We start from the raw sequence: 12,952 nt of genomic DNA, 5'->3' as shown, positions 1-12,952 counted from the left end.
GAAAACCTCCGTGCGGTTGGATGACGCGGCGCTCAGCCGAACTTGACGAGATTGAGCGCCGGGAGCGGGCCACCGGGGAACTGGACGAGTTGCCCACCCACGGCGAGCGAGCCCAGATCGATTCCGAAGAACCCGAGTTGCTCGATCAACGCGCCAACTTCCGCTTTCGCGGCGGCATCGTCGCCGGAATAGAACAGCACGCGCTTGCCGCCCTCACTCGCCGGATCGCCCGCCACCAGATGCGGCTGCAAATGGTTGAACGCCTTGACCAGCCGCGCGCCCGGCACCAGCCCGGCGACCACCTCCGACGAGACCCGCCCGCCAAGGTCGGCGGGTTTGAACAGCGGGGCTTCGATGGGATTGTTGGCGTCGATCACGATCCGTCCGGCAAAATCCGGCAGCCCTGCCAGCGCGGCGGGCAGTTTCGACCAGTTGACCGCGACGAACACAATATCCTTCGCTGCTGCCTCTTCGCGGCTTCCCGCTGCAATGCTCGGGCCGATGGATGCGACCGTTTCGGCAAGGCTTTCCGCGCCACGGCTGTTGGAAAGCGTCGCTTCGATTCCGCGATGTGCAAGGGCGGTGGCGATGGCGCGGCCGATCTGGCCTGCTCCGATGATTCCGATGGTAGGCATGTTCCTGTCCTTTCAGATTCGGGGTGATGAATGCGTCAGGCGGTCAGGCCGCCATCCGCCACGATGTCGGCGCCGGTCACGAAGGCGGCTTCCTCGCTAGCAAGGAAGGCAACGACGCTGGCGATCTCGCTCGGCTGGCCGTAGCGGCCAATGGCCATGCCGGGGCCGACGATGGCGGCGACCGGACCATCGGCGGGGTTCATGTCGGTATCGGTCGGGCCGGGATGGACCGTGTTGACCGTGATGCCCTTCGGGCCGAGATCGCGCACGAGGCTGCGGTTGAACCCGGTCACTGCGCCCTTGGTCAGCGTATAGACCGAGGCGGTCGGGAACGCCGCATAGCGGGTCATCGACGAGCCGATATGGATGATGCGCCCGCCCGTGCCCATGTGGCGAACCGCTTCCTGCGTGGCGACGAACACGCCGGTCACGTTGACCGCCAGCATCCGCTCATAATCCTCGAATTTGAAATCCTCGATGGGCGCATTCACCGCGACCCCGGCATTGTTGACGAGAATATCGAGCCGCCCAAGCGCCGCCACGGTCTGCGTCACCGCCGCGCGCACGGCGACGGGATCGCCTGCATCGGCCTTGATCGCGATGGCGGTGCCGCCCTTGGCTTCGATCTCGGCAACCACCTGGGCCGCACGGTCGGGGGATGCGCTGTAGGTCAGCGCGACGGACGCGCCATCGGCGGCGAGCCGCTTGGCTATGGCCGCGCCGATCGAGCGCGAGCCGCCGGTGACGAGGGCTACCTTGCCGGCGAGGTTTTGGGGATTCTGGTTCACGATCTTCACTCCTTGCGTGGTTGATGGAGTAAAGATGCCGCAAACATTCCGATTGCATCAGTGGGTATTTGATTGCATCACTTTCAATGAATAATTGAAAGATGCCTTTTGGAAACCCTCGCCAACCTGGAGTCCTTTGTGCGCAGCGCCGAGCATGGCAGCTTCTCGGAAGCCGCCCGGCGACTGACGCTGACGCCCGCTGCGGTCAGCCGCAACGTCGCCATGCTGGAGCGCAATCTTGGCGTTCGCCTGTTTCATCGCTCGACCCGCAAGCTGACCTTGACCGAGGCCGGGGAAGCGTTCCGCCTGGCGATTGCCGACAACCTTGAAAACATTCAGGCCGCCATCGCTGGGGTGGCCAGCGACAGCGGGGAACCGGCGGGAACGCTAAAGGTCAGCGTCGCGCCAACCTTCGGCGTAACGCATATCCTGCCACTGCTTCCGTCGTTTCTCTCACGCTATCCGCGCGTCCGGCCCGAAATCCATTTTGAAAACCGCGCCGTCGATTTGATCGCCGAAGGCTATGACGCAGCCATCGGCGGCGGGTTCGACCTCTCGTCGGGGATCGTCGCGCGAACCCTTGCACCTGCGCATATTATCGCGGTCGCGTCTGCCGACTACATGAAGAAGCGCGTCCCGCCCGCCGATCCCACGGCCTTGTCTCAGTTCGATGGGATCGTGATGCGCTCGCTGCAATCCGGGCGCATCCGGCAATGGGGTATGCGCAACGCGGCAGGCGAGGAGATGCCCGCCCTGTTGCCGGAAACCATCGTCGTGAACGATCCGGCCGCCATGCGCGAAGCGGCATTGCTCGGGCTTGGCGTGGCGATGCTCGCCGTGCCCGATGTGCTTCCGCAATTGGAGAGCGGTGCGCTCGTTCGCCTCGCGCCCCGCTGGTATGCCGATGCCGGGGGCATCTCGATCTATTATGCGTCACGGACATTGTTGCCTGCGAAGACCCGCATGTTTGTGGACGGGGTTGCCGAAGCGTTTAAAAAGCAGAAGCTCGCCGAACGCTTCGCTGGCAGCATCGGCTAAGCGGACCAACGACGACCGCCCCTATCTCTCGCTCAAGCTCGATGATCCAAGCTTCGTCGCTCCCATCTTCGCGCAGCTCTTCGCAGGCGAGGATGGCGAACATGACCTGGTCTGGAACCGGCCCGCCCGCCGCGAGCGCGACTGACGCCCGGTAAGGTCCGCCGGCTCTCACCGAGCCGGCGGACATCCCCATAAATGGGGATCCGCCTCCCCAGTTGCTGGAATGGCCCGCAAAAACATCAAACGACAGCCTGCGCTCCTGCTTTCGGGGGAGCGCGCATGTCCTGCAATCAGCCAAGCGACGGCGATCGACGCCTTCTCGACAAGTCCGGATTTGCACAGGAGTTTCTGCGGCGCAATCCCCGCTATCGGTCCGATTATCAGAAGGTCATGCGCGCGAGGCGGGGCTCCACCGAGGAGCAGGAGGTGATGGCCCGGCACTGGGGCCTCGCCTTTCCCGTGCGCGCCTGGCTCGTTCGCGGCTGACGAACCCGCGCTCTGGCAGGCGTCGCTCGCACCGACGACGGTCATCCTCGATACGGCGCCGTCCGGCTTCGCCGAAGCTGCGCCGTTCGATCTCGACGCCTGGCCGATCATCCTTGTCGACCGCACACTCTCGACCGGCCGGCATCTCATCCTCGGCGATATCGACGGGCCGCACCGCCTCTGGGTCCGCGATCCGCTCAGGGGCAGCACGCTTGCCTATGTCATCGTGCGCGACGAGGCGGTCGATCTGCGCCACGCGGCAGCGCAGCGGCTCGATAGGCGCCTGGCAGGCGCCCCGCCCATGCGCCTGCCGACCGGTTTCGCGCCGACATCGTTCCAGCGGCGGCGTCTCGGCATGCTTCTCGACATTCTCGATGCCGTTCTCGGCCGCGAGCGGACCGGGGTCACGACCCACGAGATCGCCCGCCGCCATGTCTATTCTGCGATGACCATCGGCCGCGGCAACGAATGGAAATCCTCCGCCGAGCGCCGCCGCACCCAGCGCCTGATCGACGAGGCGCTCGCTCTCATGAACGGGGGATACCGCGCCTTGCTGCGGGGCTGATCCTGCCGGTGCGACAAAAATGCATGGGCCAAAACAGCCGCTCCATCCCGACGCTCATGCTCCGCCACTTTCCTCCAGTCCGGTCGATCGCCGCCGTGTGTGATCCCGGCTTCGATGGAGGAACATCATGGAGCAAGCAGCACAGCGCTCGCCGCAATTTCTGAAGACACCCGATGCCGCCGCGCGGCTCGGCCTTTCCCCGCGCACCCTCGAAAAGCATCGCTGCTATGGGACCGGCCCCAATTTCCACAAGCTGGGCGGCCGCGTCGTCTATTCGATCGAGGCACTCGACGCCTGGGCGGAACTTGGCCGGCGGCGTTCGACCTCCGATCCGGGCACCGGTGTCTGCCTTCCCGCCAAGCGGTTCAGCGCGCTGCCGGAGCGCTGAGACAGTGCCACGCCGCTCATCATCCTCTGCCGTGACGAAGGTCGAGCGCATGCAGCTCGACCTGTTCCGCTCGGTGCCAGCCAATCCGGCGCCGCGCGACGCGCAGGATCTCATGTCCTGGCCCTTCTTCAGCCTCGCCAAATCGCGGCGCGTCGCGCCAATCGATTTCCGGATGGGCGAGACGTGGATCTCGGTCGAAGCCGTGCCCGAACATGGCATGGCGACTATCTGGGACGCCGACATACTGATCTGGGCGGCGAGCCAGCTTGTCGAGGCACGCGATGCCGGACTGCCGACCTCGCGGCTCATGGCCACGACCCCGCATGAGATACTGACCTATATCCGGCGCGGGACGGGCCGCGACAATTATGACCGCCTCAAAGCCGCGCTGGACCGGCTGCAATCGACGACCGTCGCCACATCGATCCGCCAGCAGCATCAGCGCCGCCGCCATCGTTTCTCGTGGATCAACGAGTGGCAGGAGCGGCTCGATGCGCAAGGACGGCCGCTCGGGATCGAGCTGATCCTGCCCGACTGGTTCTATGCGGGCGTGCTCGACCGCGCGTTGGTGCTGACGATCGACCGGGCTTATTTCGATCTGACCGGCGGCCTTGAACGCTGGCTCTACCGGATCGTGCGCAAGCACGGCGGCCGCCAAGCGGCGGGCTGGAGCTTCGACTTCGAGCATCTGCATATGAAGTCGGGCGCACTCTCGCCATTGAAGCGCTTCGCCTTCGAATTGCGCGCGATCGTGCAGCGCCAGCCGCTTCCCGGCTACACGCTCAGGATCGAACATGCGCTGGGCAAGGAGCGCCTCAATTTCGCGCCGGTTCCGGTCGATCCGCTCCACGCAGCCATGCGCCGGCTCAAGCTACCGGCCTGTGGATAAGGCCCATGGGAGTCGTCCTATCAGGAACCACCGGAGTCGTCCCATCGGGAACCCGAGAGTCGTCCTATCGGGAACCGTGGAGCTTCGGAAACCCGCAGAAATCCGCGCAAAATCGGCGTCCCTCTAACCATCCTAATAGAGAAGAATATTTCATATTCTTCCTAACCCGGCGCGGAGCTGTGGATTTCGCGCCGCGCGCGCCGACGCCCGCATTGCCGCCACGCTGCAGCTCGGCGGCGAACCGGCTGCACTTCGTCCCTTTCCCGGAGATGTTTCCCATGAACCACCCGCTTGCCAACGGGTGCGTCCCCACGCGCACCGTATCGCCGCTGCGCAAGGACTGCGCCGAGATCGAACTGATCTGGATCGAGAAGCGGCTTGAGCACTGGATCCGTTTCGGCCGGATAGCGTCGGAGCGCATCGTCAACCGCAAGACGCGCATCGTCGGCTTCCGGCCCGATGCCCTCGTCGCGTTCGTGCGCTGGTCGGCCAACGACTTCGGTACTGTCCATTCGCGCATCGACATCTTGCGCGCGGTTCGTCCCGGCGAGGCCTATACGACCGCGCCCTTCGTGCGGCCAGGCGGTGAGTTGCTGCTCTCGATCCAGGGCTGGCCGAAGGTCCACAAGGTCCTCGAGATCATCGACAGGATCGAGGCCGAAGACCTCGATCCCTGCGACATTGCGCCCGAGCACTGGCGGCATGTGCATAACCGGCTCAGCGCAGGCGAACCGGCGCGTGCCTATACAGCGGAGCGCCATCAGGCATGGCTCAAGCGCAAGGCGCTCGGTCAATGAGCCGCCGTCCGCTCTCTCGCTTCGTGCCGCAAATCGCCGGGGCTGTAATTGGTGTCACGTTGGTCGCGGCAGTGCTGCCGCTGCCCAAGCTGCTGTTCTGGAACGCCAGCGCCAGTGCGCCGATCGGGCTCTACCGCGTCCATCCGCTCGCCCGGCCGGCGGTCGGCGACATGGTCGCCGTCGCGCCGCCGCCCGCGCTCGCACAGTTCATGGCCGAGCGCCATTATCTGCCCATCGGCGTGCCGCTGCTCAAGCATGTCGCCGCGCGTCCGGGCGCGCTGATCTGCCGCCTCGATGGGGCGGTGACGATCGACGGTCGCACCGTCGCGGTCGCGCGCGCGTCCGACAGCCATGGCCGACCGTTGCCGGTCTGGCGCGGCTGCCGCGTCCTCGGGGCCGACGAACTGTTCCTGCTCAACGCTGCGCCCGACAGTCTCGACGGGCGCTATTTCGGGCCGATTCCAGCCTCCGGCCTGATCGGCCGCGCTACCCCGATCCTCACCCGCGACACGCCGAATGCACCGCTGCGCTGGCGCTCCGGCTGTGTGCAGGGTGCCCCTCTCACCAGCGAAGAAGGAGACCTCTTATGCAGATAGGTTGCTTCACCCAGGACGGCGACAGGTTCGTCGGCCGTCTGCGCACGCTCACGCTCAATATCGCGCTGCGGCTCGTGCCGACCGGCTTCACCGGGCACGGCCGCGCACCGGACTGGCGCGTCCATCTCGCCGACGACAGCGTGCCTGAAGGCATTGGTCCCGAGGTCGGGTCGGGCTGGAACCACGACGGCAAGGCCGGCGCCTTCGTCACGGTCCAGCTCGATTGTCCGGGCTTTGCCCGCCCGGTCCGCGCCAATCTGCTGCGCTCCAATCGCGGCGATGACGGCCATGTCCTGCTCTGGTCGCCGCGCCTGCGGCGTCCGAAAGCGGAGTGAACCGTGCGCATCCGCTTCGCGTCGCGCTGCCGGTCCTGCGCCGTTCGCTTTGCTGGCGCATCGGCCTTGACCGGCACACTCACCTCCCTCTTTCCGGCCACGACGGCGCTGGCCACCGCGCCTGCCGCCGCCGCGACGGCGCATCCCTATGCCGTTCATGTGACCGAAGCCGCACAGCGCTTCGGCATTCCCGAGGCATGGATCTGGGCGGTGATGCGCGCCGAGAGCAACGGCGATCCGGCAGCGGCTTCGCGCGCCGGCGCCATGGGGCTCATGCAGATCATGCCCGGCACCTGGGGTCAACTCACCGCGCGCTATGGGCTCGGCAACAATCCGTGGGACGTGCGCGCCAACATTCACGCCGGCGCGGCCTATTTGCGCGAGATGGTCGATCGGTATCGCGATCTGCCCACCGCGCTTGCTGCCTATAATGCGGGGCCGGGCCGTGTCGACGACTGGCGCCGGCGCGGCCGCCCGCTTCCCGCCGAGACGATCGCCTATGTCGCGAAGCTCGCGCCCAACCTCGGCACCTCCGGCATCGCTTCGCCTGCCGTCGTGCCTGCAATTCCGCGCGCACCGGCTGCGCCATCCTGGCGCGATGCGGCGCTGTTCGTGCTGCGCGGCGACGGCGCGTTGGACGGCAGTGAGATCACCGCCGCCCCTGCACCCGTCGCGCAGCCGGGCGGCATCGCATCCGCGTCTGTCTCGTCGCCGTCGTGCCTCCCGCCGCGCCCTTCATCGCCTGGTTCGCACGGCCTCTTCGTCCCGCTTCCCGGGCGGAGCGAACAATGAGCGGTCATGGCGTCCGCTGGTGTTGGCAGGCGTGGAATCTACCGCGTCGGAAAAGAAGTCAACGCACTGGAATCGAAGGGGAAAGTCGATGGCGAGATAAAAAGGATGCCACCTGTGGGGTATCATGTGGTTGTAAGTCAGGGAGATTTTCAAGTGGCACCCTGATCGGCCGGGTGGCGCGATCTTCCGAATATGGCGTGATTTCAATCTGTCGGCGGGTGGCAGCGCGGATTTCGGGGCTGCGATGACCACGGGCGACGATGATTTCCGGGTTCGGCCGGGAAGGAGCCGCGATGCTGGCAAGGGCTCGGGACGCAAGGTCCAGAGCCTCGCGGCACAGGTCCGCCGGGCAGCGGCCAAGGCGGGGTACAGCCGCCGGGGGCCATCGCGCGGCAAGGGCACGGGGCGCCATGGCCGAGGCCGCATTGCGCGTCTGCGCACCCGCGCTCCGGCCAACGCCAGGCGCGTCGTCATCAAGGCCCGTGTGGTCAGGCACAAGGGATCGAATTTCCGCGCCGCGCCGCTCGCCCGGCATATCGCCTATCTGAAACGCGATGGCGTGACGCGCGACGGGCGCGACGCCAGCCTGTTCGATGCCCGCTCCGATTCTGCGGACGGTGACGCCTTCGTCGAACGCTGCGAGGATGACCGGCATCATTTCCGCTTCATCGTCTCGCCCGAGGACGCAGGCCAGATGGCCGACCTCAAGGCGTTCACCCGCGAACTGATGGACGATTTGAGGGCCGATCTCGGCACCCGGCTCGACTGGGTGGCGGTCGATCACTGGAACACCGACAATCCCCATATCCATGTCCTCGTGCGCGGCGTCGACGAGACCGGTGCCGATCTCGTCGTCGACCGCGATTATATCCGCGAAGGCATGCGCGCCCGCGCGGAGGAGCGCGTCACAATGGAACTCGGACCGCGCACCGAACAGGAGATCCGCGCCGCCCTGGAGCGGGAAGTTGATGCCGATCGCTGGACGAGCCTCGATCGCCGTCTGCAGCGCATGGCTGATGAGATGACCGGCATGGTCGATCTGCGTCCGGGTGGTGGCAACGATCCCGAAATGCGCCGCCTGCTGATCGGCCGTGCCGGCAAGCTCGAACGGCTGGGCCTTGCCTACGGGCAAGGACCGGCGGTCTGGTCGCTGAGGCCCGGCGCGGAAAAGACGCTGCGCGACCTCTCCATCCGCACCGACATCATCAAGACCATGCACCGGGCGATGAGCGACGGCGGCCGCGTGCCCGATACCGGCCGCTTCGCCCTCCATGGTGAAGCTCCGGCCGATCCCATCATCGGCCGCCTGGTCGAGCGCGGTCTGCACGATGAGTTGGTGGGCACGGCCTATGCCGTGATCGACGGCGCCGACGGGCGAACGCATCATCTGCGCTTCGACGATATGGAGATGACCGGCGACGCCAGACCCGGGGCGATTGTCGAGACGCGAAGCTGGCAGGACGCCAGGGGCAATACGCGCCTGTCGCTGGCGACCCGCTCCGACCTGACGCTGGCCGAACAGGTGAACGCGCCCGGCGCCACCTGGCTCGATCGCCAACTTATCGCCCGCGAACCGGTAGTGGCCGGCACCGGGTTCGGACTCGAGATCCGCGAGGCGATGGAAGCACGCGCCCTCCATCTCGAAGGCGCCGGGCTCGCGCACCGGCGCGGGGCTGGCTTCCTGTTCGCGCGCGACCTGATCACGACCCTCAAGGGCAATGAGCTCAGCCAGGAGATCGACGCCATCGCCCGGCGCACAGGTCTTGCTCACCAACCGTCAGCGGCCGGGGACTATGTGAGCGGCGTCTATGGCGAGCGGGTGACGCTCGCCTCGGGCCGGTTCGCGATGATCGACAATGGCCTTGGCTTTCAACTCGTGCCCTGGCGCCCGGCACTCGACCAGCATCTGGGCCAGCACATCAGCGGCACCATGACGCCCGGTGGCGGCGTCGACTGGTCGCTCGGCCGCGGCCGGGGGCTTGGCCTGTGATCCTCGATATCTTCATCAGCAGGAGCTTCATCCCATGAACGCAACCCGTATCCTCTGGGGCCAGGTCATCGCCGTCTTCTGCGTGACGCTGACCGGCATCTGGGCGGCAACCCAGTGGACTGCGCACGCACTCGCCTATCAACCCGAACTGGGTGAGCCATGGTTCTCGCTGGGGTCATGGCCGATCTATCCGCCGCCGGCCTTCTTCTGGTGGTGGTTCGCGTTCGACGCCTATGCGCCGAAGATCTTCGAGACCGGCGCGTTGATCGCCGTGTCGGGCGCGATGGCCGGGATCGTCATCGCGATTGCCATGTCGGTGTGGCGCGCCCGCGAGGCGAAGAAGGCCGAAACCTATGGTTCGGCGCGCTGGGCCAGCGAGCGCGAAGTCAAAAAAGTGAAGATGCTCGGCGACGATGGCGTCGTTCTTGGCCATTTCGCGCAGCGCTATCTGCGCCACGATGGTCCCGAGCATGTCTTATGCTTTGCGCCGACCCGTTCGGGCAAGGGCGTCGGCCTCGTCATACCCTCGCTGCTCACCTGGCCGGGAAGCTGCATCGTCCACGACATCAAGGGCGAGAACTGGCAGCTCACTTCCGGTTTCCGGTCGCGGCACGGCCGCGTGCTGCTGTTCGATCCCACCAATACGGCCAGCGCCGCCTATAATCCGCTGCTCGAGGTCCGGAAGGGCGAGTGGGAAGTGCGCGATGTCCAGAATGTCGCCGACGTGCTGGTCGATCCCGAAGGCAGCCTCGAGAAGCGCAACCATTGGGAAAAGACCAGCCACGCGCTGCTGGTCGGCGCCATCCTCCATGTTCTCTATGCGGAGGAAGACAAGACGCTGGCCGGCGTCGCCGCCTTCCTCTCGGATCCGCGCCGCCCGATCGAGACCACGCTGCGGGCGATGATGACGACGCCGCACCTGGACGAGGCCGGGGTTCATCCTGTCGTCGCCAGCGCGGCACGCGAGTTGCTCAACAAGTCGGAGAACGAACGCTCGGGCGTGCTGTCCACGGCCATGTCGTTCCTAGGGCTCTATCGCGATCCGATTGTGGCGACCGTGACGCGGGCCTGCGACTGGCGCATCGCCGATCTCGTCGACGGAGCCGTGCCCACCTCGCTCTATCTGGTGGTGCCGCCCTCCGATATCAGCCGCACCAAGCCACTCATTCGCCTGATCCTCAATCAGGTCGGCCGACGCCTGACCGAGGAGCTCAACCCCAAAGGTCGTCCGCACCGGCTGCTGTTGATGCTCGATGAGTTCCCCGCACTCGGGCGGCTCGACTTCTTTGAAAGCGCGCTCGCCTTCATGGCAGGCTATGGGATCAAGGCGTTCCTCATCGCCCAGAGCCTCAACCAGATCGAGAAGGCCTATGGGCAGAACAATGCCATTCTCGACAATTGCCATGTCCGTGTCGCCTTCGCGACCAATGACGAGCGCACCGCCAAGCGGATCTCGGATGCGCTCGGCACCGCCACCGAAATGCGAGCGATGAAAAACTATGCCGGGCACAGGCTTTCGCCCTGGCTCGGACATTTGATGGTCTCGCGAACCGAGACGGCGCGACCCTTACTCACGCCTGGCGAGATCATACAGCTATCCCCGGAGGAGGAGATTGTCATGGTGGGGGGCGTACCGCCAATTCGGGCTATGAAGGCACGCTACTTCACCGATCCGCGCTTTACCGTGCGGTTGCTGCCGCCACCGACACCCAAACCACTCGATCCGAAGCGACGGCCCAAGGATGACTGGTCCACTCTCATACCGGTGAATGCGCCGTCAGCCCCATCCTCCAATTTGCCCGCGGCTGATGACGGGGGCGGGAAGGCGGAAGCCGATGATGCGGAGCCGCAGGGCACCGGGGAAGGCGATCAGGCTGACGCTGCCGCCGACGCAGCCAATGCTGGCATCCGCCGCGAGCCCGATCTTGGCGAGCATGAGGAAATCGTTCCTCCTGCGAAGGAAATGTCTGGGCAAGAAACGCCCGATGAGGACAATCAGGATGAGGATGCCGCCCGGGCGAAACGCGAGGCGGAGCGGACCATGCGCCGCAATGCCCGTAATGCGTCGCTCGACCCGGATGACGGGATCGTGCTGTGAGTGGAGGCCACGTCAAGCGCAGCATCCGGCTGCGGGCTGATCTGGTGCGCCGTCTCGCCGATCACGCCGCTGCGCGCAGCACCAGCCAGGCCGCGATCATCGAGGCTGCGCTGGAGTCCTTCCTGTCGCCCGATGCCGCCGAGCGACTTGAAGCAGCACTTGCCCGTCGGCTCGACCGCCTGACCCGTGATCTCGGCCGCCTCGAATGGCATGTCGAACTGTCAAACGAGACTCTCGCGCTGTTTGTGCGAAACTGGCTCAATGCGACACCATCGCTCCCGGATGGCGCTACGCAGGCCGCGAGGGCGCAGGGCCGCGAGCGATGGGAGCGCTTTGTAGACATGCTGAACCGGCGCATGGAGTTGGGGCCGCGGTTCAGGAACGAGATCGCTCAAGATGCAACGAGATCGACTCGATCGGATCAGGACTCGGGCAGCACCAGTGAATAGCTGGTGCTGCGCCCACCGGCCGGCTCCTTCTCAAGGATGCCGCGCCGGAGCAAATCATTGATGTCGCGCAAGGCGGTATCGGACGATGCCTTGGTGATCGCCGCCCATTTGGCATTGGTCAACTTGCCCTCGAAGCCGTCCAGCAGGCGGTTGACGACCTTGCGTTGGCGTTCGTTCAAGGGCTGGCCCGCGACGGACTCCCAAAACCGCGCCTTGCGCATGACGCTGGCGAGGATGGTTTCAGCGCCGTCGAAGGCGCGATCCAGGCAGCCGATGAACCACAACAGCCAGGGCGTGATGTTAAGGCCACCCTTCTGCGTCGATTCGAGCATGTCGTAATAGGCTTTGCGCTCGGTGCGGATTTGCGCGGACATGCTGTAGAAGCGCTGCGCGCTTCCCTCCGCGCGCGCCAGCGCGAGGTCGGCGATGGCGCGGGCAATTCGTCCGTTGCCGTCATCGAAGGGGTGGATGGTGACAAACCATAGGTGCGCGATTCCGGCTTTCAGGACGGGATCCGGCGCGGCTGTCTCGAACCAGTCGAGAAAGCGGGACATATCCGCGTCGAGCCGCTCCGATGCGGGGGCTTCGTAGTGGACGCGCTCGCGGCCAATCGGCCCCGACACAACCTGCATCGGGCCAGCTTCGGCGGTGCGCCATGCGCCCACGGTGATGCGGCTCATGCCGCTGCGTCCGGTGGGGAACAGCGCCGCGTGCCAGCCGAACAGCCGTTCGGCGGTCAGGGGCTGCGCATAGTTCTGCGTGGCATCGAGCATCATTTCCACGACGCCTTCGACGTTGCGATCAGCTTGAACCAAGCCACCAATGTCCATGCCAAGGCGGCGGGCGATGGAGGAGCGCACCTGCTCCCTATCGAGCACTTCGCCTTCGATCTCGCTGGATTTCAGGACATCTTCGGTCAGGGCGCGCAAGACGGCTTCCTCGCGCAACGGGAAGCCAAGCGCCTCCATGTGCCCGATCAACCGCCCCTGTCGGTGGCGCACGGCGGCGAGCGGCTGGGCAAGCTGCTCGTCGCTCCAGCGCAGGTTAGGCCAGTCCGGCAGCTCATGGATATAGGTCATATTCACCGCACTTTCTACGGCGAATAT

15 protein-coding genes and 1 pseudogene are annotated in these 12,952 nt (G+C 65.8%); 13 read left to right on the top strand and 3 right to left on the bottom strand.

The features are described 5' to 3' along the window. Window positions 1–32 precede the first annotated feature (32 nt). On the bottom strand, window positions 33–635 hold the full coding sequence (locus SPYCW_RS18090) for an NADPH-dependent F420 reductase (RefSeq protein ID WP_120217918.1): 603 nt from the start codon (window positions 633–635) through the stop codon (window positions 33–35). 35 nt (window positions 636–670) lie between these two features. After that, window positions 671–1,423, bottom strand: coding sequence for a 3-oxoacyl-ACP reductase family protein (locus SPYCW_RS18085; protein ID WP_232014763.1), 753 nt, complete (start codon window positions 1,421–1,423; stop codon window positions 671–673). A 108-nt stretch (window positions 1,424–1,531) separates the two neighbouring features. Between SPYCW_RS18085 and SPYCW_RS18080 the strand changes: the two genes are divergently transcribed. The 13 genes and pseudogenes from SPYCW_RS18080 to SPYCW_RS18020 all read left to right on the top strand — a co-directional run bounded on the left by SPYCW_RS18080 (window position 1,532) and on the right by SPYCW_RS18020 (window position 11,846). Beyond that, window positions 1,532–2,461, top strand: a complete 930-nt coding sequence (locus SPYCW_RS18080; protein ID WP_120217916.1) for a LysR family transcriptional regulator — start codon at window positions 1,532–1,534, stop codon at window positions 2,459–2,461. After that, window positions 2,448–2,606, top strand: a pseudogene (locus tag SPYCW_RS18075) (DUF736 family protein); the annotation flags it as partial. The gene SPYCW_RS18080 and the pseudogene SPYCW_RS18075, both read left to right, overlap by 14 nt. Window positions 2,607–2,740: 134 nt before the next feature. Then, window positions 2,741–2,947 carry a transcriptional regulator domain-containing protein gene (locus SPYCW_RS18070; protein ID WP_120217915.1) on the top strand — a complete coding sequence of 69 codons (207 nt, stop codon included), beginning with the start codon at window positions 2,741–2,743 and terminating at the stop codon, window positions 2,945–2,947. Window positions 2,948–2,990: 43 nt separating this feature from the next. Then, window positions 2,991–3,512 carry a DNA -binding domain-containing protein gene (locus SPYCW_RS19575; RefSeq protein ID WP_172595586.1) on the top strand — a complete coding sequence of 174 codons (522 nt, stop codon included), beginning with the start codon at window positions 2,991–2,993 and terminating at the stop codon, window positions 3,510–3,512. A gap of 127 nt (window positions 3,513–3,639) precedes the next feature. Then, window positions 3,640–3,900: a helix-turn-helix transcriptional regulator gene (locus SPYCW_RS18060; protein WP_120217913.1), complete on the top strand. Its 261-nt coding sequence runs from the start codon at window positions 3,640–3,642 to the stop codon at window positions 3,898–3,900. A gap of 49 nt (window positions 3,901–3,949) precedes the next feature. Beyond that, entirely contained in the window at window positions 3,950–4,789 is an 840-nt protein-coding gene (locus SPYCW_RS18055; RefSeq protein ID WP_120218395.1) for a replication initiator protein A, read from the top strand. A gap of 278 nt (window positions 4,790–5,067) precedes the next feature. Continuing rightward, entirely contained in the window at window positions 5,068–5,586 is a 519-nt protein-coding gene (locus tag SPYCW_RS18050; protein ID WP_120218394.1) for a DUF2840 domain-containing protein, read from the top strand. Beyond that, complete coding sequence (locus SPYCW_RS18045) at window positions 5,583–6,182, top strand: S26 family signal peptidase (RefSeq protein WP_120217912.1); 600 nt, start codon at window positions 5,583–5,585, stop codon at window positions 6,180–6,182. Before SPYCW_RS18050 ends, SPYCW_RS18045 begins: the two co-directional genes overlap by 4 nt. After that, complete coding sequence (locus SPYCW_RS18040) at window positions 6,173–6,517, top strand: DUF736 domain-containing protein (RefSeq protein ID WP_120217911.1); 345 nt, start codon at window positions 6,173–6,175, stop codon at window positions 6,515–6,517. Before SPYCW_RS18045 ends, SPYCW_RS18040 begins: the two co-directional genes overlap by 10 nt. A 66-nt stretch (window positions 6,518–6,583) precedes the next feature. After that, window positions 6,584–7,309 (top strand): lytic transglycosylase domain-containing protein, encoded by a 726-nt coding sequence (locus SPYCW_RS18035; RefSeq protein ID WP_443029452.1) that lies wholly within the window; start codon window positions 6,584–6,586, stop codon window positions 7,307–7,309. Between the two features lie 244 nt (window positions 7,310–7,553). Further along, window positions 7,554–9,299 (top strand): relaxase/mobilization nuclease domain-containing protein, encoded by a 1,746-nt coding sequence (locus tag SPYCW_RS18030; protein ID WP_120217909.1) that lies wholly within the window; start codon window positions 7,554–7,556, stop codon window positions 9,297–9,299. Between the two features lie 34 nt (window positions 9,300–9,333). Next, a complete protein-coding gene (locus SPYCW_RS18025; protein ID WP_120217908.1) occupies window positions 9,334–11,397 on the top strand; it encodes a conjugal transfer protein TraG in 2,064 nt (687 codons plus the stop codon). Continuing rightward, window positions 11,394–11,846: a CopG family transcriptional regulator gene (locus SPYCW_RS18020; RefSeq protein WP_120217907.1), complete on the top strand. Its 453-nt coding sequence runs from the start codon at window positions 11,394–11,396 to the stop codon at window positions 11,844–11,846. The genes SPYCW_RS18025 and SPYCW_RS18020 overlap by 4 nt, the downstream gene beginning before the upstream one ends. Here the strand turns inward: SPYCW_RS18020 and SPYCW_RS18015 are convergent. After that, a complete protein-coding gene (locus SPYCW_RS18015; protein ID WP_120218393.1) occupies window positions 11,819–12,925 on the bottom strand; it encodes a Fic family protein in 1,107 nt (368 codons plus the stop codon). The genes SPYCW_RS18020 and SPYCW_RS18015 overlap by 28 nt on opposite strands. Between the last annotated feature and the right edge of the window lie 27 nt (window positions 12,926–12,952).

This window comes from Sphingopyxis sp. EG6, assembly GCF_003609815.1.
Classification (GTDB): domain Bacteria; phylum Pseudomonadota; class Alphaproteobacteria; order Sphingomonadales; family Sphingomonadaceae; genus Sphingopyxis.
Note: the sequence above shows the minus strand (reverse complement) of the source record. Positions and strands in the feature narration are given on the sequence as shown.

Bases quoted from the DNA above. Each gene is read 5' to 3' on its own strand.
- SPYCW_RS18090 (WP_120217918.1), bottom strand. From the start codon at position 635: ATGCCTACCATCGGAATCATCGGAGCAGGCCAGATCGGCCGCGCCATC.
- SPYCW_RS18070 (WP_120217915.1), top strand. From the start codon at position 2,741: ATGTCCTGCAATCAGCCAAGCGACGGCGATCGACGCCTTCTCGACAAG.
- SPYCW_RS18060 (WP_120217913.1), top strand. From the start codon at position 3,640: ATGGAGCAAGCAGCACAGCGCTCGCCGCAATTTCTGAAGACACCCGAT.
- SPYCW_RS18055 (WP_120218395.1), top strand. From the start codon at position 3,950: ATGCAGCTCGACCTGTTCCGCTCGGTGCCAGCCAATCCGGCGCCGCGC.
- SPYCW_RS18050 (WP_120218394.1), top strand. From the start codon at position 5,068: ATGAACCACCCGCTTGCCAACGGGTGCGTCCCCACGCGCACCGTATCG.
- SPYCW_RS18045 (WP_120217912.1), top strand. From the start codon at position 5,583: ATGAGCCGCCGTCCGCTCTCTCGCTTCGTGCCGCAAATCGCCGGGGCT.
- SPYCW_RS18040 (WP_120217911.1), top strand. From the start codon at position 6,173: ATGCAGATAGGTTGCTTCACCCAGGACGGCGACAGGTTCGTCGGCCGT.
- SPYCW_RS18030 (WP_120217909.1), top strand. From the start codon at position 7,554: ATGACCACGGGCGACGATGATTTCCGGGTTCGGCCGGGAAGGAGCCGC.
- SPYCW_RS18025 (WP_120217908.1), top strand. From the start codon at position 9,334: ATGAACGCAACCCGTATCCTCTGGGGCCAGGTCATCGCCGTCTTCTGC.
- SPYCW_RS18015 (WP_120218393.1), bottom strand. From the start codon at position 12,925: ATGACCTATATCCATGAGCTGCCGGACTGGCCTAACCTGCGCTGGAGC.